Source organism: Desulfovibrio sp. 6_1_46AFAA (assembly GCF_000224635.1).
In the GTDB taxonomy this organism is placed as follows: domain Bacteria; phylum Desulfobacterota; class Desulfovibrionia; order Desulfovibrionales; family Desulfovibrionaceae; genus Desulfovibrio; species Desulfovibrio fairfieldensis.
Genome location: NZ_JH114303.1, coordinates 325,815 through 347,347 on the forward strand (window position 1 = coordinate 325,815; position 21,533 = coordinate 347,347).

Genomic DNA, 21,533 nt, shown 5'->3' on the forward strand with positions numbered 1-21,533 from the left:
GGTGCTGCTGTCCATAGCCATAGCCTTCTGCGTGGCAACGGCTCTGGTCGGCTGCGCCGGGCGAGCCGAGCCCACGCCGGAACCTGTCCCGGTCATGATCCGGCCCGCGCGCTGCGCCCGGCCCGCCAAGCCTGATTTGCCCAGGCTCTCCGGCCTGGAGTTTCTGGAGTCGCGTGAGGGGTACGCCCGCCTCAAACTGCGTGACACGCGCCTGCGGGCCTATCTGGCCGGGCTGGAAGACGCGCTGGATTGTTATGAAGCGCAACCGGCTCCGGAGTCCAGGCCATGACGGAATCTGTTTCCGCGCTGGTCTGGGATCATCTGCCCGGCATTTTGCAGGCTATCACCACCGGTCTTGTGCTTTGGGGCTGGTGGAGCCTGAAGCGCGTTTTTGTGACCAGGTCGGACTTCGAGACACGCCAGGCCGCCGTCAGCGCCCGCCTGGACGCCATTGAAGACCGCCAGTACAGCCGGACAACAGCCTTGCAGCAGATCGACTTCAAACTGGACGCTCTGCCCACGTCCGATGAGGTGCGGGGCCTTGCCATCTCCCTCAAGGAAATGGAGGGCGATCTCAAGGGCATCCGGGCGCAGGTGGAGGGCCTTTCCCACGCCACGGCCCGGCTGGAGCGGGCTGTGGATATGTTTACAGAATATCACATGGAGAAAAATTGATGAGCCACAACGAGGAATTCCAGAGAAAGGCCGCCGAGGACCGCCGCCTGGTTATTCTGCGTTTCCTGGACGAGGAAGACGACGGCCTGATGAGCGTCAGCCTCATGCAGGACGCTCTGGCCATGATGGCCCACCGGGTGTCCCGCGCGCGGGTGCTGGAGGACGCGGCGTACCTTGAAAGGCTGGGCCTGCTCAAAATCGAATACATGGGCGATGTGCCGCTGTTGCGGCTGACGGCCAGGGGTGAGGAAACCGCCAGGGGGCTGGCCACGGCTCCGGGCGTCAAGCGGCCCCGGCGCGGGGAGTAGCTCGCTATGGGCCGCAAAAGCACGGTGCTGCGCCTGCCGCCGGATACACGCAAAAAGCTGGATCAGGCGCTCATGGACGGGCGCATGACCTTGGACGAGCTGCATGCCTTCATATCCTCCCATTGTGGCGACGGCGAAGCGCCGTCCAGGGCGGCCATCTGGCGCTACTCCAACAATTTCAAGGAAGTGGCGCGGGCCATGCGCGAGAACCGCGAAATGGCCCGGATGCTGGCCCAGGAACTCGGTCCGGAAAGTGTGGAAGGCGACCAGGGCCGCCAGCTCATTGAGATGCTGCGCGGCCTGATCAACCGTTTTGTGGTGATGCAGACGGTTAACCCCGGTGCCAAGGTGGACTTGGGCGAGGTCCAGAAGACGGCCCGCTCCCTGCGCGATCTTTCCCAGGCAATGCGGCTTGAGCAGGATTTTTCCGCGAAAATCCGCGCGTCCGCCCGGCTGGAAATGCAGGAACAGATCCGGACGCGGATCAGGGAACTGGGCAGCGCGGCGGAACTGAAGGAACTTTCCGACGAGGAGCTGGCCCAAAAGCTGGCCGAGCTGACGGCGGACGGCCCTCATGCGTAAACAGCCGGTCGATGATCTGGCGGCCCGCCTGAAACGGGAGCAGCAACGCCGCGTACTGCGGGCGGAGCAGGCCCGGCGGCACATGGCGGATTTCGTGTCCTACATCATGCCGGACTATATTCACAGTGACTTTTCACGCGCCGTCTGCGCGGCGCTGGATATCTTTCTGGAGGGCGTGCTCTCGGGCCGTCGCCCCGTGAATCTTTTTCAGGCCCCGCCCCAGCACGGCAAAAGCCAGCTGGTGTCCCGCATGTTTCCGCCCTTCGCCTTGGGGCGCAATCCCGACCTGCGCATCGCCGCCTGCTCCTATGCCGCAGACCTGGCACGGGACATGAACCGGGACGTGCAACGCATTATGCTGGGCGAGGAGTACGCGACGCTGTTTCCGGAATCCTCCCTGAATCCCAAGCGCGTCGTGACGATGGAGGGACTTGCCCTGCGCAATTCCGACCGCTTCGATATCGTGGGGCGGCGCGGCTACTATATCTGCGCGGGCGTGGGTGGACCGCTGACCGGCAAGAGCGTGGATATCGGCATTATCGACGACCCTATCAAGAACGAGGAAGAAGCCCGTTCATCCGCGGTCAAGCGCGGCATTGAGGGCTGGTACAATACGGTTTTCCTGACGCGTCTGTCCAAACGGAGCGGGCATATCATCATGGCCACCAGCTGGGCCACAGATGATCTGGTCGGCGTGGTGACCAAAAAGAATTCCCGCGCGCTGCATCTCAAATTTCCGGCCGTTGATGATCTGGGCCGGGCTCTGGTACCCGAACTGCATCCCCTGGAAAAGCTGCTGGAAACCAAGGAGACACTCTCGCCCACCCAGTGGAGCGCCCTGTACCAGCAAAGCCCGGTGGCCGACGGCGGCAACATCTTTGACGAGGCATGGTTCAAGACCTGGACGCCCGCCATGCTGCCGGAGCGCTTTGACGAGGTCATCCAGTCCTGGGACATGACTTTCAAGGACACGGACGGCAGCGACTTTGTGGTGGGCCAGCTCTGGGGTCGAGCGGGCGTCAATTACTATTTGCTGGAGCAGACGCGCGCCCGTATGGGTTTTACAGCCAGCAAGGCCGCCGTGTTGTCCATGTGCGCCCGGCACCCGGAAACCGCGGCGGTGCTGATCGAAGACAAGGCCAACGGCCCGGCGGTCATGGATGCCCTGCGCGATGATGTGCCCGGCCTGGTGCCGGTGGAGCCGGACGGCTCCAAGACCGCCCGCGCCTATGCGGTCACGGCCCTGTTCAGCGCGGGCAACGTCTGCCTGCCCGAGCGCGCGCCCTGGCTCGCGGACTACAAGGAAGAGCTGACGGCTTTTCCGGCCGGGGCGCATGACGATCAGGTGGACGCCACAACCCAGGCCCTGCGCTATCTCAAAAGCCACGGCCTCAGTATCTGGGAGAGGTTGGCCGATGATTGAGAGCGTTCGCCTGATCGCCTTCGCCGCACCGGCGAAGTGCGAAGCGGAGCAAGCCGCAACCACGCTTGCGGCGCGGCGATTCCGGAAAGTCCAGGTGGACGCCACAACCCAGGCCCTGCGCTATCTCAAAAGCCACGGCCTCAGTCTATGGGAGAAATTAGCCGATGGGTAGACACGCTACGGCCATTGCCGCCGCCAGGATGGCGACGGGCCGCGCCGCGGGAGCGAAGCCGCAACCACGTTTGCGGCAAGCGACGGCGCATCCCTTCCAGGACGCGCGGGGGCGCGCGTCCTGGAAGGATGGTTTCCAGAATTTTTCCGCCCGGCTCGGGCTTGTTCAGGAGAATATGCTGGCCCAAAGCGCCTATGTGCAGGGGCAATACCTTTCGCGCGACCAGCGGCAGCTTGAGGATATGTACCGCACAAGCTGGCTGGTGGGCCGCATGGTCAACGTGGTGGCCGAAGACATGGTGCGCGGCGGCATAGACATCCGCGCTCAATGGGGCGCGGAGGATGCCGGAAAGGCGGATGAGCTGCTGCGCGAGCACCGGCGCACGGGCTGTCCCGGCCGCCTGTCCGATGCCGTCAAGTGGGCACGGCTGTATGGCGGGGCGCTGGCCGTGCTGCTGATCGACGGTGACGATCTGGCCGAGCCTCTGGACGTGGACGGCATCGCCCGGGGGAGTTTCAGGGGGCTGTATGTGCTGGACCGCTGGCAGGTGACGCCCGGCACGGAAATGATTGAGGATATCGGCCCGATGCTGGGTTATCCCGCCTACTACACCATCAACAGCCGGGGCGGCCTCTCGGGGCAGCTGGTGCATCACAGCCGGGCCTTGCGGTTCGTCGGCGTGGAGCTGCCGTACCAGCAGCGCCTGTCGGAAAACTACTGGGGGGCCAGCGTGGTGGAACAGGCCTATGACCGCATGCTGGCCTATGACAGCGCCACCCAGGGCAGCGCCAATCTGCTCTATAAATCTTTCCTGCGCGTTATCAGCGTGGAAGGCCTGCGGGCCATACTGGCGCAGGGCGGCAAGGCCGAACAGGCGCTTATGCGGCAGTTTGAAATGATCCGGCGGATGCAAAGCAATGAAGGCATCACCCTGCTGGACAGAAACGATTCTTTCACAACGGCCGGTTTTACGTTCGCGGGCATTTACGACGCCATGCTGGCTTTTGCTGAACAGATTGCCGGGGCCACGGGCATTCCGCTGGTGCGCCTGCTGGGGCAGAGCCCCAAGGGGTTTTCCACGGGCGAAAGCGATCTGCGCACCTATTACGACACCATCGCCACCTTGCAGGATGACGATTTGCGCCCGGCCCTGGACGTGATCTTTGCCGTGCTGGCGCGCAGCCTGTGGGGTGAGCCGCTGCCGGAAGGCTTCAGCTTTGAGTTCGAGAACCTGTTACAGCCGTCGGAGATGGACAAGGCGCAAATCGCCACGGCGGACGCCCAGGCCGTGGCGGCTCTGACGCAGGGCGGCATCATCGCTCCCGCGCAGGCCCTCGCGGCCCTGCGTGACGGCGCGCGCCTGACCGGACGCTTTGCCAATATCAGCGACGCGGATATCGACGCGGCGCAAAAGGCGGAACAGGCCCCGGAGATTCCGGAACTCGGGGGGGGCATGCCGACGCATGAGGGCGCGGACACGCCGACGCCGCAGGAAATCAGTCTCAACGGCGCGCAGGTCACCTCAATGGTGCAGATAGTTTCCCAGGTGGCCGCCGGGCTTTTGCCCCGCAGCAGCGCCGTGCAGATGCTCCTGGCTGCCTTCCCCCTTACCGAAGAGCAGGCGGAAAAAATCATGGGCGACGTCGGCAAGGGCTTCAGCATCCCGCCTGAGCAGGCGGGGGAACAGATGTGATTTCCGCCCCCTGGCCGGATCTCGCCTGGACCTGGGGCGACGCGACCAAGGCCGGAGCGTTTATGCCGAGCCGGGCGGCGGAACGGGTGTACGAACGCACGTTGCGCAGTCTGGCCGGGCGGGTCAGTCATGTATTGACCAGCCATCGCCCTCGAGACGCGGAAGACATTCTGCGGGCCTACGCCGAAACCATTACGCCCTGGGCGCGCCAGAGCGCGGCCAACATGCTCGACGGCGTGGCGCGCGGAAATCTTGAGCAGTTTCGCCGTATCTCCTCCCGCATGGGCCTGGACATGCGCATGTTTTTGGAGGGCGACCCTATCGGGCAGGTTGTGGCCGCAAGGATTGAGGAAAACACACGCCTGATCAGGACACTTCCGCTGGAGGCCGCCCAGCGCGCCGGAGAACTGGCCCACAAGGCGCTGATAACCGGCATGCGCGCCGAGGACATGGCCAGGGAACTGGTCGGCATCGGCAGCGTGACCATGAGCCGCGCCCGCTGCATCGCCCTCACCGAAGTCAGCAAGGCGTCCACGGCGTCAACCCGGGCGCGCGCCGGGGCCGTAGGCAGCGAGGGCTATATCTGGCGCAGCGTGCGCGACGGGGCCACCCGCCCCAGCCACCGCGCGCAGGAGGGCAAGTACGTGCCTTGGGCCGAGCCGCCCGTTCTGGACGGCATGACCGGGCATGCCGGGGAGTTCCCGTATTGCCGCTGCTACCCGGAGCCGGTTATTCCCAGGGGTGACGGCAACCGCAAAACCTTTGCCGTCAGCCTGCCCACGCAGGCGCAGGAAAAGACGGGCGGCACACAACGCCTACTCACGCAATGGGAGAAGAGCGCCGGGGCCGAAGTTGTCCGGCATGTGCCGGGCGCGCCGCTGTATAATGTGGAGCGGGCTTTTGTTCCTGTGGGCAAGATCTCCGGATATTCCCTGAACCCCGAGCACTCTTCGGGGAAGCACAAGGCGCGCAAATTCAGGGCGGCTCTGGGCTTTACGCCTGAGCACGCGTGCGAGCTGGAAGAAAAGCTGCTGGCCGGTCTGCCCGCCGTCAAGGCGAAGCGTGACGGATTTACCCCCCAGGGCGCGGAAAAATTTGTGGCCCTTGTCCCCATAACCGGCCCCAACGGCAAAACGATTGAGGTCAAAAGCGTTTGGCAGTATGTTAGAAAAAATATGGCAAGCAGTACCAGGCCGCAGCTGATCACGGCCTATATCGACGATTGACAGCAAGAGAGGGGAAATGCCCGAAATTCATGAACCTGACGTGGTAAGGATTCTTGCCCCTGTTTCCGGCATATCGGAGGGGGGCGAAAAAGTTTCTTTTCCCGTGGGCACGGAAGCGACGATCGTTGTGGAGGGTGATCCTCATACCCTGGAGTTTTATTGGGACAAGCCGGACGGCGGCGCTGATATTTTGCTTGCCGGTCTGCCGGAGGACCAACTGGAACTGGTTCGCAAATATTCCAAAAACGCCGCCTGAGCCCCGATTTTTTCCGGCCCGCACGCACGCCCGGAAAAACTGTTTTCGCGCCCCGTAAACGGGCCGTAAACGCCTTAAATTTGATTCAGCGGCCGCCCTCCTTTCCCTGTACCGCCTTCCACAACTCAAAAAGAGTACCCTGAACAATTTCAGGGTACTTTTTTTTGCCCCCTTCGCGCATGGTCTGTCCATGCGCATCCATACCACCGCCAAACTCTCCGAACATATCGAGCGGACGCCCGAAGGCTATCTGTTCTGCCCCGGCGTGGCCGTGGCCCGCACGGGTGTCATGCGCTACCTGCCGGAAGAAGTCGCGCCCGAGATTTGCGAGGGCTTTGACGGCGACTGGGTATTCATCCGCCGCGATGCGTCCGAGGTGTTTTGCCCGCGCACTCTGGCAAGTTTTGAGGGCAAACCGCTGACTCTGGATCACCCGGACGAGGACGTCAGCCCGGAAAACTGGTCGGAACTGGCGCGCGGCCTGCTGTTTAACGTGCGCCGGGGTGACCCGGGGCGGAGTGAGGCGGATGACCTCATGCTGGCGGACATCCTTATCACGGACGCCGAGGCCATTGAGGCCGTGAACGACGGGCTGCGCGAGCTTTCCTGCGGCTATGACGCGGATTTCGAGGTCATCCGCCCCGGCGTGGGGCGGCAGATCAACATTCTGGGCAACCATGTCGCCCTGGTGGACCACGGCCGGGCCGGGGCGCGCTGTAAAATCAAGGACAGGGAGAATCCTATGGCTGAGAAAAAGAACGGAAAACCGGGCTGGGCGGACAGGCTGCGCCGCCTGCTGAAGGACGCCGAGGCTGAAGAATCCGCGGGCGCGCGGGATGGGGACAATCCTCCGGCGCAGGAGGGGGAAGGCCAGCCTGTAACGGCCACGGACGACGATCTGGCCGCCAGCCTTGAGGAAATCAAGCTCATGCTGCGCACCCTGGTCGAGGCGCTCAAGCCCCGGCAGAATGCGGACGAAGATCCGGCGCGGGATGAAGACGGCCCGACCTGCGATGAAGAACCCGCGCAGGATGAGGATGCGCCTTCCCGTGATGAAGAATCCGCGCATGACGAGGACGAACCCCCGAACAGAACCACGGACCGCAGGCCGCGCCGCCTGGCCGACGCGGATACAGTGCGTGACGCCCGGCGCATGGGCCTGTTGGGCTGCCGCCGGGGCGACAGCGCCGACGCCGTGCGGCGCAGCGCCCTGGCTCTGGCCTGCCGCGACGCGGACGCCCGGCGCGTTGTGGACGGCATACTGGGCAACAAGACTCTGGCCCGCGCCGGTACGGCCGAAATCCGGGCGGCCTTCATGGCCGTGTCGGCCCTGACCGCCGCCAACAACAACCGCCGCACCACCGACAGCCTTTCCCGGCCCGGCAACGGCGCGCGCAAACCCTTTACACCGGCGGACATCAACAGGCTGAACACCGAATTCTACAAAGGAGGCAAGTGATGGGCAACGCCTATCTGACCCGTATGCCCGCCGGTTTTCCCGGCGATGTCAGCCGCAAGGCCGAATCCACCCTTGAGGCGGGCCTGATGGCCGCAGAAGTGGCCTTCGGCTCGCCGGTCAAGCTGGATGCCGCCGGCAAGCTGGCCCCGCTCGCAGCCGCTGACGACGTTGTTTACGGCTTCATCGCGCGGCCGTATCCCACGCAGTCTCAAGCCGCCGCCTCCGGCGACATTCAGGATGTGCTGCGGCGCGGTTATATGACCGTCAAACTGGCCCGGGGCACTTCCGCCAAGGGCGGCCATGTGTATGCGCGCCATACGGCCGAGGCGGGCAAGGCCGTGGGCGACATCGAGGCCGCCGCCGTGGAAGGCAAAACCCTGGCCGTGGCCGGCTGCCTTTTCATGGGCGAGGCCGATGCCGGCGGCAACGTCGAAATCTCTTTTAATCTGTAGGAGCGGCAATGTTCATTCTTGACAGCAAAACCATTCGCGACGCCGGGGCCTTCCTGGTCGGGGAGCTTGAGCGCCTCGACCCCGAACTGCACGCGCCCCTGGCCGTGGTCACCTGGGGCCGGGATGTGGACCTGCGTGAAGACGTGACCCTGGGCGACGAAATGAGCAGCTTTACCAACAGCAGCTTTGCCGCCGCCGGCGGCATCTACGCCAACGGCATCAACTGGGTGGGCAAGGACAGCACCGCCATTGCCGGCATGGCCGTAAGCATCGACAAGACCAGCAAGCCCCTGCGTCTCTGGGGCCAGGAGATCGGCTTCACGGTACAGGAGCTGGCCGCCGCCCAGCGCACGGGCCGCCCCATAGACCAGCAGAAGTTTGACGGCCTGACGCTCAAAAACCAGATGGATATCGACCAGATGGTCTATCTGGGGGACAGCATGGTGGGGGCCACGGGCCTCATCAACAATCCGGACATCACGCCCGCGGCCGTCGGCAAGACCTGGGCCACATCCACGCCCACGCAGATCCTTGACAGCATCAACGCTATCCTTGAACAAGCCTGGCTGCAAAGCGGCTATGCCGTATTGCCCGACCGGCTGCTGGTGCCGCCCGCGGCCATGAGCAAGCTGACGCGGCCCATTACCGACGCCGGCAGCGTGAGCATTTTGCAGTACGTGCGCGAACAGTGCCTGTGCAATACCGTCAACGGGCGGCTGCTTGAAATCGCCCCGGTCAAGCACCTAACAGGGGCGGGCGCGTCCGGCAAGGACCGGATGGTGGCCTACACCAAAAACCGCCAGTACGTCCGCTATCCCCTGGTGCCCCTCCAGCATACGCCGGTGGAGTACCGCGGGCTTTATCAGGTCACCACCTACTACGCGGCCCTGGGCGAGATGGAGTTTGTATACCCTGAAACCGTGGCCTACGCGGACGGCGTCTAGCATGGATATCGTCGCGTTCCGCGCCGCCTTTCCGCAGTTCACGCCGGAGCTTGCGCCGGACGCGCGCGTGCGCTTTCACCTGACCGTGGCGGGCAAACTGCTGCCCGCCGCGCGCTGGGGCGAGCTGCTGGACGAGGGCATGGGGCTGTACGCCGCCCACCAGCTCACGCTGGAGCTGGAAGCGGGCAAGGCCGGGGACGGCACCGGCGGCATTGACGCCGCAGCCGGGCCGGTGACGGCGGAGACCAAAACCGTGGGCGGCATGTCCCATGCCGTGACGCGGGCCGGGGCCGCCGCCCAGGGCAGCGCCCTGACCGATGCCGGGCAGTACAACAGCACCGTGTACGGACAGCAGTTCTGGCAACTCGTGCGGATCATCGGCGCGGGAGGATGTGTCGTATGAAGCCCACTCTCAGCGTCAGACAGGTGGCCGACATGAGCGGAGCCATCCGCAAAGCGGTGGAGGCCCTGACCGAAAAGGACGTGTTCATCGGAGTTCCGGCGGAGAACGCCGCCCCTCGCCAGGGCGGGCTCAACAACGCGGAGCTGTCGTACCTGCATGAATACGGCGCGCCGGCGGCGGGCATCCCGGCCCGGCCGCATCTTCTGCCGGGCGTGGGGGATATCAAGGGCGAGGCTGCCGGCCTTCTCAAAGGGGCGGCCGAACAGGCCCTGAAGGGCAACGAAGCCGCCGTGGACGCGGCGCTGAACCGAATCGGCCTGCTGGGGCAGAACGCCGTGCGGGCGCGGTTCCAGAATAACGACTGGCCACCTCTCAAGGACGCCACCCTGGATGCCTCTCCCCTGAAAAAAGACGACGAGGGCAACGTGATCAGGGACAAGGGGGGCGAAGCCGTGCGCGGCAAGAGCCGCAGGGAAAAGGGCAAACTCAACCCCCTGCTGGATACGGCGCAGCTTATGAAAAGTCATACCTACGTTGTCCGCAAAAAAGGCAAGTCGTTGGTAACGCCGGGGAGCGCTTCATGATGGATATATCTTTTTTATTGGATGGTCCGGACTTTTGCGTCTCCTTTACCGTTCTTCGCCGGGCTGAAACCGTCGACGACAAGGGGCGGGCGGGGCATTCCGAAGAGGCGCAATCCATGACCGGCGTAGTGCAACCGGCCGGCCCGCGCGAGCTTGAGCGCCTGCCCGAGGGCGAGCGAGACAGGGAAACACTGAGCATCTACACGCGCACCCCTCTGCGCGTGGGCAACGTGGACGCAGGCACTGCCGCCGATATCGTTGTATACGGCGGCGGGCGTTACACGGTGTCCGCCGTGGAAACCTGGCCGGGCTACACCCGCGCTCTGGCGCAACGGGAGCGACCCCTTGGCTGACAGCACCCGCGCGGGCTGGATTATCCCGCAGGCCGGGCCTGATGAGGCATGGCTGGAGGATGCCCTGCACGACGCGGTCTGCGGCCTGACCGGCCTGCCCGGAAAGGACGTCCGTCCCCGCTGGCAGCCGGAACCGCCCAAAACGCCGGGGGCGGAACGGGACTGGTGCGCGGTCGGCGTCATCAATCAGGGCGCGCCCGGTGGTACGGCATGGCATGAGGGCGGTGAAACCCGACTGGAAGTGCATGAACGCCTGATTGTCCTGTGCAGTTTTTACGGCCCGCGCGCCAGCGCCCTGGCCAGAGCCTTGCGGGACGGGCTGTTTATCGAACAGAACCGGGCCGTGCTGCGCGAAAGCGCCAATCTGGCCTTTGTGGAAGCCGGGGACATTATTCCCGCTCCGGAACTTGTCAATTTCCGCTGGATACGCCGCCAGGACATTCAGGTCACGCTGACGCGCGGGCCGAGGCTGGAAAGCGGCGAAGGCCGTGCGGACATCAGGGATTTGCGGAGCGTGCGGGCCTGCGGCCTGTGCGGCCGGTCACGGTAAGGCCGTCTTTTCGCGTGATGCCGCGTCAGACCGCGTTTTTGCTTCCGGTCGAGGACCAGAAGAGTCCACTCCCGTCAGCAAGAACTTGTCTTCCTTGCCTGACGCGAAAATACAACCTTACCGGATAATGTAAAAGGAGACAGACATGGCGACAAAAGCCCTCTCGGTTGACCGCGTGGTCAACGTGACCATCAACTTGCAGCCTCTGGCCGCCAGCCGCCGCAACTTCGGCGTGCTGCTCATTGCCGGGGCGTCTGACGTGATTCCTCCCGCCGAGCGCATCCGCAGTTATACGGGCATTGACGGGGTGGCGTCCGACTTCGGCCTTGACGCCCCGGAATATCTGGCGGCCGAGCTGTTTTTCAGCCAGTCGCCGCGCCCGGCCATCCTCCAGATCGGGCGCTGGGTCAAAACGCCCTGCCCGGCCATGCTGCGCGGCGGCATCCTGACCGCCGAGGAAGCGGCTCGCGCGCGCTGGACCGCCATTGCCGACGGCAGCCTGACCCTGCATGTGTCCGGGGAGACGCACGCCGTGACCGGCCTGGACTTTTCCGAGGTCACCAATCTCAATGCCGTGGCTGCCGCCATCAGCGGCAAAGTTGCCTCCAGCGGCGTGGCCTGCGCCTGGGACGGCGAGCGCTTCACCCTGACCACGCTTGACGCCGGTCCGGGCGCCAGCCTGACCTATTGCACGGGCGCCGCCGAAGGCACGGCCATTGCCGACATGCTCAAGCTGACCTCGGCCACGGCCCTGGCCCCCCAAGACGGCCTGCCCGCCGAAACCATCAAGGAATGCGTGGTGGAACTGGCCGACCGGGGCGACTGGTACGGCTTAGCCGTGGCCGACGACGGCCTGGGCGTGGACGACCATCTGGTTGTGGCCCAGTACATTCAGGCCGCGTCCAAAAGCCGCATATACGCGGCCACCATTACGGACACCCGTGTGATGGACGCCGCCTATGCCGACGATCTGGCCAGCCGGGGCAAGGCGCTCAAGCTCTCTCGCCTGTTCTGCTGCTACAGCGCCAACAAGTATGCGGCCATCAGCGCCATCGGACGGGCGTTTACGGTCAACTTTTCGGCCAACCGCAGCACCATCACACTCAAGTTCAAACAGTTGCCCAGCGTGGAGGCCGAGGGGCTCACCGAAAGCCAGGCCAACACCCTGGCCGCCAAGCGCTGCAATGTCTTCGCGGCCTACAACAACGACACGGCAATTTTACAAGAGGGCGTCATGAGCGGGGACACTTGGTTTGACGAGATCCACGGTACGGACTGGCTGCAAAACGCCGTCCAGACCGAACTGTGGAATCTGCTCTATCAGAGCAAGACCAAGATTCCCCAGACCAACAGCGGCGTGCATCAGCTCATCACCTGCATTGAGAACGTACTGGAGCAGGCTGTCAACAACGCCCTGGTGGCTCCCGGCACCTGGAACGGCGACGGCTTCGGCCAGCTGGAGCGCGGGGACTATCTGCCCAAAGGCTATTACGTCTACTCCGAGCCCGTTGAATTGCAGGCCCAGAGCGAGCGGGAACAACGCAAGGCCCCGCCTGTCCAGTGCGCCGTCAAGCTGGCCGGGGCCATCCATTCGGTGGATGTAGCCATTAATGTCAACAGGTAAACAGGTAGCGGCATGGGATACGCATATTCTTTTCTTGACGTTCATGCGGCCATCAGCGGCCCCGGCGGCAACTTTCCCCTTTCCGGCGACCGGGCGGGCATTGCCCAGGAAGGCCTGACCATTGCCCCCACGGGCGACAAAAACGTCATGCTTGTGGGCGCGGACGGGGCCGTCATGCACAGCCTGTCCGCCGACGCTTCCGGCTCCATTACGGTCAATCTCCTGCGCAACAGCCCGGTGAACCGCCTGTTGCAGAATCTGTACAATTATCAGGCGCAGTCCAGCGTCAACTGGGGGCGCAACACCATTACCGTGCGCGACGTGGCGCGCGGGGATACCGCCACCTGCCAGGAGGTGGCCTTTGCCAAGGCCCCGGACAAGGTTTTCGCCAAAGAAGGCGGCACGCTCCAGTGGACATTCCACGCGGGCAAGATCGAGGTGCAGATCGGCTCCGGCACTCCGGAACTGGAATGAGGTGAGACATGAAAGAAGTCGAGATTCAGGGCGTTGTTTACAAGATCGGCAGGCTCAACGCTTTTGCCCAGATGTATGTGCTCAAGCGCGCCGCGCCCGTGCTGGGCAGGCTGAAAAGTCTGTTTGACGGCTACGACGCCGCCCGCCCGGAAACGCTGCTGGAGCCGCTGTGCGCGGCCATCGGCGAATTGCCGGACGAAAGCCTGGAATACGTCTGCAACGCCGCCCTGGACGTGGTGGATATGCGCCAGCCCGGCGGGGGCTGGGCTCCGGTGCGCAATAACGGGCGGCTGATGTTCGCGGATCTGGATCTGCTGACTATGCTGTCCCTGACGGCGCAGGTACTCGGCGACAGTCTGTCCGGTTTTTTTCGCGCCCTCCCGGCGTTTGCCGGTACGACTGGGGGGGAAGCGGAAAAGACGACGTAAGCGTTGACTGGGTGAGCCTGTCCGGTGGCGAGGACTGGCTGCTGCGCCCCGTGCTGCGGGGCATGTGCCGCTACGAAAGCCTGAAGGACGGCACGCTGGATCTGGCGGACGTCGCCCTGATGAACGACGCCTGCGACGTGCAGGATGAAAATGAGCGCCGCTATCTGGACGCGCTCAAAAACAAGGATGCCTGATGGCCGTCACTATCGCCGAATTTCTGGCTTCCGTGGGCTTCAAGGCTGACGAAGGCAGCCTGAAAAGCGCACTGGCCAAGGTGGCCGGTTTCGGCGCGGCCGTCTCCCTGGCCGCCGGCGCGGCTTTTGCCGGCATCATGCGCGTCGCCGAAAGCGAAGTGATCCTGGCCAGGCAGGCGGAAAGCCTGGGCGTGCCCATCCGGAAGCTGGAAGAACTGGGCTACGTGGCGGAACAGACCGGGGCCAGCTCCGAGGCCGTGGCCGCCGCGCTGGGCAGCCTGAAAGACAAGTACCCGTATATCAAGGACACCAGCGTATTGCTTGAGCGCGTGGGCGAGCGCATGCGCGGCATGAACGACCAGGCCGCCCGGCTCTATGCCAGACGCATGGGCATCGACCCCGCGCTGGTGCCCATGCTGACGCGAGACGTCACCGCCCTCAAGGATGAGTTCTCGGCCATGTATGATGTGGCCGGACGCGACGCACAGGCCGCGGTCGAAAACAGCAAAGCCTTCCTGGCCGAGCTGGGCAAGCTGAAAACCATGAGCGACCTGCTGGCCAAAGCCGTGAGCGGCGCGTTTCTGGGCAGGCTGCGCGGCGATATTGAGCATTTGCGCCGGGTAGTCATGGAAAATTTCGCCAAAATCAAGCGGATTTTCGAAGTGGTTATTGACGTCGTACTGCGCGTGGCCGGTGTTGTGGGGGCTTTCGTACGCCGCGTGGTCACCTGGGCCGCCGCTCTGGTAGCCTGGTACGACAAGCTGGACGACGGCCAGAAGAAGGTAGTGCAGGGGCTGGCGCTTTTCCTGGCCGCCTGGAAGCTGCTCAACGCGGGTTTTCTGGCCACGCCCCTGGGCATGGTCGTGGCCGGGTTGACCGCCATCGTTGCCCTGGTGGACGACTATCTCACCTATATGGAGGGCGGCGAAAGCTATTTTGACTGGGGGCCGTGGGCGGCAGGCATTGAGGGCGTGCGCAAGGCCGTGAGCGCCGCCATGGACAAGGTGGCCGCATTCTGCCGGGAAAATGAAAAACTGTTCGCGGCAATTGCCTGGGGCGTAGGCATAAGCATGGCCGTCAAATCCGTGCTGCTGGCCCTGACCGGCATTGTCGGCGGCGTGGCCACGGCCTTTAAAGTGCTCTGGGGCATCCTGCGGGCCAACCCCCTGGGCGTTCTCCTGACTTTTGCCGCGCTGGTCATTGAATACTGGGAACCCATCAAGGATTTCTTTGCGCACCTATGGGACGGCGTGGCCGAGGCCTTTCCTGATTTCGCGGCCTGGGCGGAAGAGGCCGTGGCTGGCATCAAGACGTTTTTTGCCCCGGCCGTGGACTGGCTCAAACAAAAGCTGCGCGGACTTACCGACTGGATGCCGGACTGGCTGAAAGACAAAATGGGCATGGGCGGCATGAACATGGAAATACCCGGCGGCCCGGCGCTGACGCCCCGGCCCATGCCGGCTATGGCGGCCAGCCATAAAAGCAGCGAGGTCAATGTGGAGTCAAAAACGGAAATTACGGTCAACGGCGCGCAAAGCCCGGAACAGGTGGCAAACAGGGTGGCCGGCACTCAGGACCGCACCGCCGCCGATCTGGCGCGACACACTCAGGGGGCGGTGCGATGAGCGAGGGCGGCACGGTCATCACCGGGCGGAATCTGGGCGGTCTGCAATTCGCGGTCGTGGTAGAGGAACAGCACGAGGACAAGCTGACCATCACCGAGCACCCCGTGGAACAGGGGGCCAACATCAACGACCATGCCTATGTCATGCCCGCCGCCCTGACCGTCCGCGCCGGCGTCTCGGACGCGGACGGCGACGGCGCGGCGCGGGAGATGTACGACAGGCTGCTGGAACTCATGCGCAAGCGCGAGCCGTTTTCCATCGTCACCGGCAAGCGGCTCTACGACAACATGCTGCTGGAAAGCGTGAGCTGCACCACGGACGCGACCACGGAAAAAGCGCTGGTAGTCACGGCCTCATGCCGAGAAGTCATTATCGTGCGCACGCGGACCGCCAGCGTTCCGCCCCGCAACAGACACAAAAACGCCGCCCGTACCGGCGGCACGGCGGACAAGGGGCAAAAGCAGGCCAAGCCCAAAAGCATGCTCAAGTCCGGTCTGGGATAACCCCCTCCGCGTCATACCCTGAACAATTTCAGGGTATGACGCATATCCCCGCCCCCGCTACAGTGCCCGCATGGCACTGTATGAAATCCCGCTTACGCCCGAGCCGCAGGCTTTCGGCATCACCCTGGCCGGGCGCGAACTGCGTCTGACCTTTCACTGGGCCGAGAGTCCGGCAGCGAATGTGCCCGGCGGCTGGCTGCTCGATGTTTACGATCAGCCCGATGACGCGACGCCCTTGGTCTGCGGCATCCCACTGGTGGCCGGCTGCGACTTGCTGGCCCCCTACGGCTACCTTGGCCTGGGCGGAGCGCTGTACATCTCCGGCGACCTGCCGCCCGCTCTGGACAATCTGGGGGAAGGCGTCCCGCTGCTGTTTGAGACGGAAGAGGAAAACGCATGAGCCGGACCGGAACAAATCAGGACGAGAAAGGCCGCTGCTGGCTGCGGGTCTGTTCCCTGCTGGTGGGCGCGGATTCGGGCGAAGGTCTGGACCTGTCCGAGTTGCGCATCACGTTTCAGACTCGCAAGGGCGATGTGGAAACGCCCAACAGCGCGGAAATCAACATTTATAACCTGTCCGGAGATACCGCCGCCAGAATCCGCCGGGAATTTACCCAGGTAGCCCTGTCGGCCGGGTATGAGGGCAATGCGGGTCTGATCTTCCGGGGCAACATCCGGCAGGTGCGCACCTGGCGGGAAAACGGCACTGACGCCGTGCTCTCCATTTTAGCGGCGGACGGCGACCGTGCCTATAACTTCGCCACGGTCAACACCACTCTGGCGGCGGGCAGCCGCCCGGCGGACAGGGTGCGGGTGTGCCAGGGCGCAATGGCCGAAAAAGGCGCGCAGGCCGGATACGTGCCGGATCTGGGCAGACAGGCTTTGCCGCGCGGCAAGGTCATATACGGCATGGCCCGGCAGTACATGCGCGACGAGGCCCGCGACACGGATACGGACTGGAGCATCCAGGACGGCAAGGTGCAGATGGTGCCGCGCAAGGGGTATCTGCCCGGCGAGGCCGTGCTGCTGACCCATGAAACCGGCCTTGTGGGCACACCGGAGCAGACCCAGAACGGCTTGACCGTGCGCGCGCTGCTCAATCCCCTGCTGCGCATCGGCGGCCGCATCAAGCTGGACAACGCGAGCGTCAAACGCATGCAGACCCCGCTCAAGGCCGCCGCAGGACAGGGCGCGGCCCGTCTGGATGACGACGGCATCTACCGGATTATCAAGGTGGAATTCAAGGGCGATACGCGAGGCAATGACTGGTATGCGGACATGCTCTGCATCGGCATCGACGACACTATGCGCCTGCCGCTGGATCAGGTTTAGGCCGGCACACGGAGGAAAAATGGACAGGAGCGAGCGGCAGAGCGATCCGGTGGAGAGCCAGCGCCTTGCGCAGGAGGGCCATCAGGCCCGCATGTGGACGGCCCTGCCGGGCATTGTCCAGTCTTTTGATCCGGCGGCCATGACCGTGAGCGTGCAGCCCGCCGTCCAGGGCAGCGTGCGGGACGAGAACGGCAAGAGTAAAAACGTGCAAATGCCCCTGCTGGTGGATGTGCCCGTGGTTTTCCCCTGCGGGGGTGGCTTCAGCCTGACCTATCCGATTCGAGAGGGGGATGAGGCTCTGGTGGTGTTTTCCAGCCGCTGCATTGACGGCTGGTGGCAGGGCGGCGAGGCCGCGCCCCCGCCCGACGGCCGCATGCACGATCTTTCCGACGGCCTGGCCATCATCGGCCCCAGGTCGCAGGCCACAAAACTGGACCCCGTTGTGGATATTGAGAATGTCCAACTGCGGACAGACGACGGCAAAGCCAGCCTGACCATGAGGCCTGACTATACGATTGAAGCTAAAAACCCGCAGGGCAGCATCACTATTGCGCCCGCCGGGGCCGTCAGTCTGGAAGCATCCGCCAGTTGTACCATCAAGGCGCCGCGGATCGTACTGGAGGGCAACGTCACTACCACTGGCACGGGCGGCGGGGCCGGGACCCTGGAGATGAAGGGCGCGCTGTCCCTTGACGGCACGCTGGACGCCTCGGGCGACATCCACGCCGAGGGCAAGAGCACCGCGCATCACATCCATCCGGGCGACTCCGGCGGCATGACCGGGGAACCCTCGTAATGCGCTACCGCAAACTTGATCCGGCGGGCGACTTTCAAATGGGCCACGGCACGGCGGACTATCATGTGGATACGCCGGAAGGCGTCGCCCAGGCCGTGAAAACCCGGCTGGCCCTGCTGTCCGGGGAATGGTTTCTAGATCTCACCGAGGGTACACCCTACGTCACCCACGTCTGGGGCAAGCATACCAGAGACACCTATGACCCGATCCTGCGCCGCCGCATCTTGCAGACCGAGGGCGTGAACGAACTGATGAGCTACGAAAGCACATTTGACCCGGAGACGCGCAAAATCACCGTATCCGCCGAAATCAGCACTGTTTACGGGCCGGTGCCGGTAAACATCATCATATAGGAGAAGCCCATGCCCGACGGCGCGTACATTGACCGCGACGGCTTCCATCTGCCGGACTATGTCGCCACGCTGGAATTATTGCGGGCGGAGGTCAAGGCCATCCTCGGCGAGGATCTGTATCTTGAGCCGGACAGCCAGGAGGGGCAGCTTGTATCCATCTTTGCTCTTGCCCAGCAGGACACGTACAACCTTGCTGCGTCCGTCTACAACGCCTTTTCATCCCAGACCGCTCAGGGGGCCGGATTATCGCGCATGGTGGTGATTAACGGCATCCGCCGGCAGGCTGCCGGGTACAGCACCGTACCCGTGGTCTGCGTCGGCACGGTCGGCACCATTATCAGCGGCGGAATTGTGGAGGATCAGGCGGGGCGGAAATGGGAACTGCCCGCCAGTGTCACAATACCAACATCCGGCGAGATACACGTTACCGCCACGGCGCAAGACATCGGCGACGTGCGTGCAGCCGCTGGCGAGGTCAACAAGATTGCCACGCCCTGTCGCGGCTGGCAAAGCGTCAGCAATCCCCAGGCCGCCACACCCGGCGCCGCCGTCGAAACCGACGCGGCCCTGCGCGGGCGGCAGGCCGTGTCCACGGCACTGCCCAGCCAGACCGTATTTGAGGGCACGCTGGGGGCCGTGGGCAACGTCAGGGGCGTCAGCCGCTGGCGCGGCTATGAAAACGACACCAGCGAGACGGACGCCGACGGCCTGCCGCCGCACAGCATCTGCATTGTGGTGGAAGGCGGCGACAACGCGGCCGTTGCCGAGGCCATAGCCCTGAAAAAAACGCCGGGCTGCTACACCCTTGGGGACGTGGAGGTCATGACACGGGACGCCAAAGGCTTGCCGAATCCTATCCGTTTCTATCGTCCTTTGCTCGTGCGCGTGCGCCTGCGCGTGACCCTGAAGCCGCTGGCCGGGTATCTTTCCACCACCGGCGCGGCCATCAAAAGAAACCTCGCGGACCATATCAATACTCTGCGCATTGGCGATGACGTGCTGGCCAGCCGTTTGTTGACCCCCATCAACGCGGCGGACACTGCCGGAGCGCGCACCTTCGACGTGTTGAAGATGGAATATTGCACCGGCGATGCCCCGGATGGAGAGGCTGAATGGCATGAAGGCAATATCTCCATTGCCTTCAACGCCGCCGCCTCGTGCGTGGCGAAGGACATCAGCCTGCCCGGAGGCGAATAGTCATGGCTGATAACGAGTATGTCGGGCTTGTCACCAGCCAGCACCAGAAACCGCGCTTTACCGCCCTAGTGGCCGTGCTGACCCGGCCTTTGGCTGACGCCCAGATCTTGCTGGCATCTCTGCCCGCCGCCTTTGATGTGAATACAGCCATTGGCGCCCAGCTTGACGCCGTGGGCTTGTGGGTGGGCATTACCCGCGTGCTGCGCGTGCCTCTGGACGGCGTGTATTTTTCCTGGGGCGAGGCCGGCGTGGGCTGGGCCGAAGGAACGTGGAAAGGACGTTTTGATCCGGAGAGCGGCCTTACCAGCCTGCCGGACGATATCTTCCGGCGTCTTGTGAAGGCGCGCATCGCCGCGAACCATTGGGACGGCTCCGTCCCCGGCGCGTATGCCGTGTGGGAAGCCGTCTTTGCGGATACGGGCGGCATCATCCTGATTCAGGACAACCAGGATATGAGCATGGCCGTGGGCATTGCCGGCATGCGTCCGGACGCCGTCACTCAGGCTCTGCTCATGGGCAATTACATCCCCCTGAAACCTGAAGGCGTGCGCGTACGCTGGTATGCGGTGACGCAGGACGGCGGGCCGCTGTTCGCCTGGGGCTGCGAATCGGACGGGCTTGCGGGCTGGGGGAGTGGCAGCTGGCCGACCGTGCTGCGGCCTGCGGCATAGACCGCCGCCGCCCCCTGAGCAGTTTCAGGGGTGAATAGTTTTACCTGCCCCGGTTATACCGGGGCCGAAGGAGAAAAACATGGCCACCACCAAGGATGTAGGCGTTGTCGTGGACCCGGTCGATGTCATTAACGACATCTTGCCTTTCTGCGATCAGGGCGTTGATGGGCGCGATCTGCTTGCGCAAGAGGACTACGCCGCCGACGCGCAGCGCAGAATCGGCCATCAGCCGGGCATAGCGCGGCAGGAACTGGCCAACAAGCAGGCCCGGCAGGCCGCACATATGGCTGCGGGTCTGGCGCAGTTTTTGGCGCGACGTTACGCGCCGGGCGTCAGGGACGACGGCGATCTTGACGCCCTGGAAGCGGCCTTTGCCGCTGTTATGCTGCGGGTGGCCGAGCAGGGCAGGCCGGGCCTTGTGGCCCCTGACGGCACCTCGCTCACCGTGGACAAAAACGGCGTGCTGTCCGTCATTCAAAAGGCGGACGCCTGGGCTGAGAGAGCCGAATTTTTGAATAAACTTTCCATCGGCGCGCCCAAGTTTCACCGTTCTACCGTGCTGCCAGCTGACCATGCCTGGCCGGACGGCTCTTTCGTGGCGTTCGAGGACTGGCCGGAGTTTGGCGAGGTTTATGAGCAGGGCGGCTTTACCGGCCTTGTCATGCCTTGGGACGCCGATACCGAAGAACAGGCGGCCAACCTCGGCAAATTCCGCCAGAACAGCGCTAACCCCACGGGATTGTACCTGCCTTTGCATGGCGGCCAGTTTTTCCGAAATTGGGTGCTCGGGGCGGAGCGGGAGGCCGGGGCCTGGCATAGAGATGAAATTCGGAATGTTGAAGGTCACTTCGGTGTTTTCCCTGTAAGCGGTGGCGGATGGTTCTTATACGGTGATGGTGCTTGGGGGCCTGACCCCAATCTAAAAATTAATGTTTCTTATGGCACGGGCTTTCCCACGGGCAACAATCCTAGCCCTAAATTTATGCTTTCCAATGTTGTCCCCACCGGCCCGCAGAACGTGCCGCCCCACGTCCATCAGCCCGTGGTCATCTATCTAGGCCGGGCGGCCCAGGTATAGGATGATCGGCTGCCAAATATGCTCCGGTACGTTCTTGGGGCCGGTCGGGACGGCATTGGAAAAAGCAAACTTGGGCAATAAATAGTTGCCCGATACCACACTATCCACAGAGGCAACGACAGTCTTCCTCGAGGGATCCTTCCCCCAAAGCCCGTCTCCATAAAAACCGTATCCTGTA

General features: G+C 63.8%; 29 protein-coding genes and 1 pseudogene. 29 read left to right on the forward strand and 1 reads right to left on the reverse strand.

The window, feature by feature from the left end:
• The first annotated feature begins 1 nt into the window (after nt 1).
• From HMPREF1022_RS11230 to HMPREF1022_RS11370, 29 genes are all read left to right on the forward strand, one after another.
• Nucleotides 2-289 carry a hypothetical protein gene (locus HMPREF1022_RS11230; protein WP_050801269.1) on the forward strand — a complete coding sequence of 96 codons (288 nt, stop codon included), beginning with the start codon at nt 2-4 and terminating at the stop codon, nt 287-289.
• A complete protein-coding gene (locus tag HMPREF1022_RS11235; RefSeq protein ID WP_009303189.1) occupies nt 286-675 on the forward strand; it encodes a DUF2730 family protein in 390 nt (129 codons plus the stop codon). The genes HMPREF1022_RS11230 and HMPREF1022_RS11235 overlap by 4 nt, the downstream gene beginning before the upstream one ends.
• Entirely contained in the window at nt 675-983 is a 309-nt protein-coding gene (locus HMPREF1022_RS11240) for a VpaChn25_0724 family phage protein (protein ID WP_009303190.1), read from the forward strand. The genes HMPREF1022_RS11235 and HMPREF1022_RS11240 overlap by 1 nt, the downstream gene beginning before the upstream one ends.
• Nucleotides 984-989: 6 nt before the next feature.
• The gene (locus tag HMPREF1022_RS16645) at nt 990-1,565 is read left to right on the forward strand and encodes a phage protein Gp27 family protein (protein ID WP_009303191.1); all 576 of its coding nucleotides are present in this window, start codon (nt 990-992) and stop codon (nt 1,563-1,565) included.
• Nucleotides 1,558-2,988 carry a phage terminase large subunit gene (gene terL / locus HMPREF1022_RS11250; RefSeq protein ID WP_009303192.1) on the forward strand — a complete coding sequence of 477 codons (1,431 nt, stop codon included), beginning with the start codon at nt 1,558-1,560 and terminating at the stop codon, nt 2,986-2,988. The genes HMPREF1022_RS16645 and terL overlap by 8 nt, the downstream gene beginning before the upstream one ends.
• Nucleotides 2,981-3,160: a hypothetical protein gene (locus tag HMPREF1022_RS18635; RefSeq protein ID WP_009303193.1), complete on the forward strand. Its 180-nt coding sequence runs from the start codon at nt 2,981-2,983 to the stop codon at nt 3,158-3,160. Before terL ends, HMPREF1022_RS18635 begins: the two co-directional genes overlap by 8 nt.
• A 28-nt stretch (nt 3,161-3,188) precedes the next feature.
• On the forward strand, nt 3,189-4,853 hold the full coding sequence (locus tag HMPREF1022_RS11260) for a phage portal protein (RefSeq protein WP_156802979.1): 1,665 nt from the start codon (nt 3,189-3,191) through the stop codon (nt 4,851-4,853).
• Nucleotides 4,850-6,079 carry a phage head morphogenesis protein gene (locus HMPREF1022_RS16650; protein WP_050801270.1) on the forward strand — a complete coding sequence of 410 codons (1,230 nt, stop codon included), beginning with the start codon at nt 4,850-4,852 and terminating at the stop codon, nt 6,077-6,079. Before HMPREF1022_RS11260 ends, HMPREF1022_RS16650 begins: the two co-directional genes overlap by 4 nt.
• Before the next feature lie 16 nt (nt 6,080-6,095).
• Nucleotides 6,096-6,335 carry a hypothetical protein gene (locus tag HMPREF1022_RS11270; protein WP_009303196.1) on the forward strand — a complete coding sequence of 80 codons (240 nt, stop codon included), beginning with the start codon at nt 6,096-6,098 and terminating at the stop codon, nt 6,333-6,335.
• Nucleotides 6,336-6,525: 190 nt separating this feature from the next.
• Nucleotides 6,526-7,794: a DUF2213 domain-containing protein gene (locus tag HMPREF1022_RS11275; RefSeq protein WP_009303197.1), complete on the forward strand. Its 1,269-nt coding sequence runs from the start codon at nt 6,526-6,528 to the stop codon at nt 7,792-7,794.
• Complete coding sequence (locus HMPREF1022_RS11280; RefSeq protein WP_009303198.1) at nt 7,794-8,246, forward strand: structural cement protein Gp24; 453 nt, start codon at nt 7,794-7,796, stop codon at nt 8,244-8,246. The genes HMPREF1022_RS11275 and HMPREF1022_RS11280 overlap by 1 nt, the downstream gene beginning before the upstream one ends.
• 8 nt (nt 8,247-8,254) lie before the next feature.
• Nucleotides 8,255-9,190, forward strand: a complete 936-nt coding sequence (locus HMPREF1022_RS11285; protein WP_009303199.1) for a DUF2184 domain-containing protein — start codon at nt 8,255-8,257, stop codon at nt 9,188-9,190.
• Nucleotide 9,191: 1 nt separating this feature from the next.
• A complete protein-coding gene (locus HMPREF1022_RS11290) occupies nt 9,192-9,593 on the forward strand; it encodes a DUF4054 domain-containing protein (protein WP_009303200.1) in 402 nt (133 codons plus the stop codon).
• Nucleotides 9,590-10,177, forward strand: a complete 588-nt coding sequence (locus HMPREF1022_RS11295; protein WP_009303201.1) for a hypothetical protein — start codon at nt 9,590-9,592, stop codon at nt 10,175-10,177. The genes HMPREF1022_RS11290 and HMPREF1022_RS11295 overlap by 4 nt, the downstream gene beginning before the upstream one ends.
• Complete coding sequence (locus HMPREF1022_RS11300) at nt 10,174-10,530, forward strand: hypothetical protein (RefSeq protein ID WP_009303202.1); 357 nt, start codon at nt 10,174-10,176, stop codon at nt 10,528-10,530. Before HMPREF1022_RS11295 ends, HMPREF1022_RS11300 begins: the two co-directional genes overlap by 4 nt.
• Nucleotides 10,523-11,080: a phage neck terminator protein gene (locus tag HMPREF1022_RS11305; protein WP_009303203.1), complete on the forward strand. Its 558-nt coding sequence runs from the start codon at nt 10,523-10,525 to the stop codon at nt 11,078-11,080. The genes HMPREF1022_RS11300 and HMPREF1022_RS11305 overlap by 8 nt, the downstream gene beginning before the upstream one ends.
• Nucleotides 11,081-11,225: 145 nt before the next feature.
• Nucleotides 11,226-12,704, forward strand: a complete 1,479-nt coding sequence (locus HMPREF1022_RS11310; RefSeq protein ID WP_009303204.1) for a DUF3383 domain-containing protein — start codon at nt 11,226-11,228, stop codon at nt 12,702-12,704.
• A 12-nt stretch (nt 12,705-12,716) separates the two neighbouring features.
• Entirely contained in the window at nt 12,717-13,178 is a 462-nt protein-coding gene (locus HMPREF1022_RS11315) for a phage protein (RefSeq protein WP_009303205.1), read from the forward strand.
• Between the two features lie 8 nt (nt 13,179-13,186).
• On the forward strand, nt 13,187-13,606 hold the full coding sequence (locus HMPREF1022_RS11320) for a phage tail assembly chaperone (protein ID WP_009303206.1): 420 nt from the start codon (nt 13,187-13,189) through the stop codon (nt 13,604-13,606).
• A gap of 11 nt (nt 13,607-13,617) precedes the next feature.
• Nucleotides 13,618-13,800 (forward strand): DUF6889 family protein, encoded by a 183-nt coding sequence (locus HMPREF1022_RS11325; RefSeq protein WP_009303207.1) that lies wholly within the window; start codon nt 13,618-13,620, stop codon nt 13,798-13,800.
• A complete protein-coding gene (locus HMPREF1022_RS11330) occupies nt 13,800-15,425 on the forward strand; it encodes a hypothetical protein (protein ID WP_009303208.1) in 1,626 nt (541 codons plus the stop codon). The genes HMPREF1022_RS11325 and HMPREF1022_RS11330 overlap by 1 nt, the downstream gene beginning before the upstream one ends.
• Nucleotides 15,422-15,928 carry a phage baseplate protein gene (locus tag HMPREF1022_RS11335; protein WP_009303209.1) on the forward strand — a complete coding sequence of 169 codons (507 nt, stop codon included), beginning with the start codon at nt 15,422-15,424 and terminating at the stop codon, nt 15,926-15,928. The genes HMPREF1022_RS11330 and HMPREF1022_RS11335 overlap by 4 nt, the downstream gene beginning before the upstream one ends.
• A 70-nt stretch (nt 15,929-15,998) precedes the next feature.
• Nucleotides 15,999-16,328 (forward strand): phage baseplate plug family protein, encoded by a 330-nt coding sequence (locus HMPREF1022_RS11340; RefSeq protein WP_009303210.1) that lies wholly within the window; start codon nt 15,999-16,001, stop codon nt 16,326-16,328.
• Nucleotides 16,325-17,260, forward strand: coding sequence for a phage protein (locus tag HMPREF1022_RS11345; protein WP_009303211.1), 936 nt, complete (start codon nt 16,325-16,327; stop codon nt 17,258-17,260). The genes HMPREF1022_RS11340 and HMPREF1022_RS11345 overlap by 4 nt, the downstream gene beginning before the upstream one ends.
• A gap of 19 nt (nt 17,261-17,279) precedes the next feature.
• Nucleotides 17,280-18,056, forward strand: a complete 777-nt coding sequence (locus tag HMPREF1022_RS11350) for a Gp138 family membrane-puncturing spike protein (protein WP_009303212.1) — start codon at nt 17,280-17,282, stop codon at nt 18,054-18,056.
• A complete protein-coding gene (locus HMPREF1022_RS11355; protein WP_009303213.1) occupies nt 18,056-18,409 on the forward strand; it encodes a hypothetical protein in 354 nt (117 codons plus the stop codon). The genes HMPREF1022_RS11350 and HMPREF1022_RS11355 overlap by 1 nt, the downstream gene beginning before the upstream one ends.
• A 9-nt stretch (nt 18,410-18,418) precedes the next feature.
• Nucleotides 18,419-19,606 carry a baseplate J/gp47 family protein gene (locus HMPREF1022_RS11360; RefSeq protein WP_009303214.1) on the forward strand — a complete coding sequence of 396 codons (1,188 nt, stop codon included), beginning with the start codon at nt 18,419-18,421 and terminating at the stop codon, nt 19,604-19,606.
• Nucleotides 19,607-19,608: 2 nt separating this feature from the next.
• A complete protein-coding gene (locus tag HMPREF1022_RS11365) occupies nt 19,609-20,277 on the forward strand; it encodes a DUF2612 domain-containing protein (protein WP_009303215.1) in 669 nt (222 codons plus the stop codon).
• A gap of 79 nt (nt 20,278-20,356) precedes the next feature.
• Entirely contained in the window at nt 20,357-21,355 is a 999-nt protein-coding gene (locus tag HMPREF1022_RS11370) for a hypothetical protein (protein WP_009303216.1), read from the forward strand.
• On the opposite strand, the pseudogene HMPREF1022_RS18925 reads toward HMPREF1022_RS11370, so the two are convergent.
• A pseudogene (locus HMPREF1022_RS18925) lies at nt 21,332-21,533 on the reverse strand (hypothetical protein); the annotation flags it as partial. The gene HMPREF1022_RS11370 and the pseudogene HMPREF1022_RS18925 overlap by 24 nt on opposite strands.

What these genes read in the sequence shown, in the direction of transcription:
- HMPREF1022_RS11350 (WP_009303212.1), top strand. Translation starts at nt 17,280, where the DNA reads ATGGACAGGAGCGAGCGGCAGAGCGATCCGGTGGAGAGCCAGCGCCTT.
- HMPREF1022_RS11280 (WP_009303198.1), top strand. Translation starts at nt 7,794, where the DNA reads ATGGGCAACGCCTATCTGACCCGTATGCCCGCCGGTTTTCCCGGCGAT.
- HMPREF1022_RS11355 (WP_009303213.1), top strand. Translation starts at nt 18,056, where the DNA reads ATGCGCTACCGCAAACTTGATCCGGCGGGCGACTTTCAAATGGGCCAC.
- HMPREF1022_RS11320 (WP_009303206.1), top strand. Translation starts at nt 13,187, where the DNA reads ATGAAAGAAGTCGAGATTCAGGGCGTTGTTTACAAGATCGGCAGGCTC.
- HMPREF1022_RS11365 (WP_009303215.1), top strand. Translation starts at nt 19,609, where the DNA reads ATGGCTGATAACGAGTATGTCGGGCTTGTCACCAGCCAGCACCAGAAA.
- HMPREF1022_RS11335 (WP_009303209.1), top strand. Translation starts at nt 15,422, where the DNA reads ATGAGCGAGGGCGGCACGGTCATCACCGGGCGGAATCTGGGCGGTCTG.
- HMPREF1022_RS11300 (WP_009303202.1), top strand. Translation starts at nt 10,174, where the DNA reads ATGATGGATATATCTTTTTTATTGGATGGTCCGGACTTTTGCGTCTCC.
- HMPREF1022_RS11260 (WP_156802979.1), top strand. Translation starts at nt 3,189, where the DNA reads ATGGCGACGGGCCGCGCCGCGGGAGCGAAGCCGCAACCACGTTTGCGG.
- HMPREF1022_RS11275 (WP_009303197.1), top strand. Translation starts at nt 6,526, where the DNA reads ATGCGCATCCATACCACCGCCAAACTCTCCGAACATATCGAGCGGACG.
- HMPREF1022_RS11345 (WP_009303211.1), top strand. Translation starts at nt 16,325, where the DNA reads ATGAGCCGGACCGGAACAAATCAGGACGAGAAAGGCCGCTGCTGGCTG.
- HMPREF1022_RS18635 (WP_009303193.1), top strand. Translation starts at nt 2,981, where the DNA reads ATGATTGAGAGCGTTCGCCTGATCGCCTTCGCCGCACCGGCGAAGTGC.
- HMPREF1022_RS11240 (WP_009303190.1), top strand. Translation starts at nt 675, where the DNA reads ATGAGCCACAACGAGGAATTCCAGAGAAAGGCCGCCGAGGACCGCCGC.
- HMPREF1022_RS11285 (WP_009303199.1), top strand. Translation starts at nt 8,255, where the DNA reads ATGTTCATTCTTGACAGCAAAACCATTCGCGACGCCGGGGCCTTCCTG.
- HMPREF1022_RS11235 (WP_009303189.1), top strand. Translation starts at nt 286, where the DNA reads ATGACGGAATCTGTTTCCGCGCTGGTCTGGGATCATCTGCCCGGCATT.
- HMPREF1022_RS11330 (WP_009303208.1), top strand. Translation starts at nt 13,800, where the DNA reads ATGGCCGTCACTATCGCCGAATTTCTGGCTTCCGTGGGCTTCAAGGCT.
- HMPREF1022_RS11315 (WP_009303205.1), top strand. Translation starts at nt 12,717, where the DNA reads ATGGGATACGCATATTCTTTTCTTGACGTTCATGCGGCCATCAGCGGC.
- HMPREF1022_RS11370 (WP_009303216.1), top strand. Translation starts at nt 20,357, where the DNA reads ATGGCCACCACCAAGGATGTAGGCGTTGTCGTGGACCCGGTCGATGTC.
- HMPREF1022_RS11310 (WP_009303204.1), top strand. Translation starts at nt 11,226, where the DNA reads ATGGCGACAAAAGCCCTCTCGGTTGACCGCGTGGTCAACGTGACCATC.
- HMPREF1022_RS11290 (WP_009303200.1), top strand. Translation starts at nt 9,192, where the DNA reads ATGGATATCGTCGCGTTCCGCGCCGCCTTTCCGCAGTTCACGCCGGAG.
- HMPREF1022_RS11360 (WP_009303214.1), top strand. Translation starts at nt 18,419, where the DNA reads ATGCCCGACGGCGCGTACATTGACCGCGACGGCTTCCATCTGCCGGAC.
- HMPREF1022_RS11295 (WP_009303201.1), top strand. Translation starts at nt 9,590, where the DNA reads ATGAAGCCCACTCTCAGCGTCAGACAGGTGGCCGACATGAGCGGAGCC.
- terL (WP_009303192.1), top strand. Translation starts at nt 1,558, where the DNA reads ATGCGTAAACAGCCGGTCGATGATCTGGCGGCCCGCCTGAAACGGGAG.
- HMPREF1022_RS11340 (WP_009303210.1), top strand. Translation starts at nt 15,999, where the DNA reads ATGGCACTGTATGAAATCCCGCTTACGCCCGAGCCGCAGGCTTTCGGC.
- HMPREF1022_RS16645 (WP_009303191.1), top strand. Translation starts at nt 990, where the DNA reads ATGGGCCGCAAAAGCACGGTGCTGCGCCTGCCGCCGGATACACGCAAA.
- HMPREF1022_RS11270 (WP_009303196.1), top strand. Translation starts at nt 6,096, where the DNA reads ATGCCCGAAATTCATGAACCTGACGTGGTAAGGATTCTTGCCCCTGTT.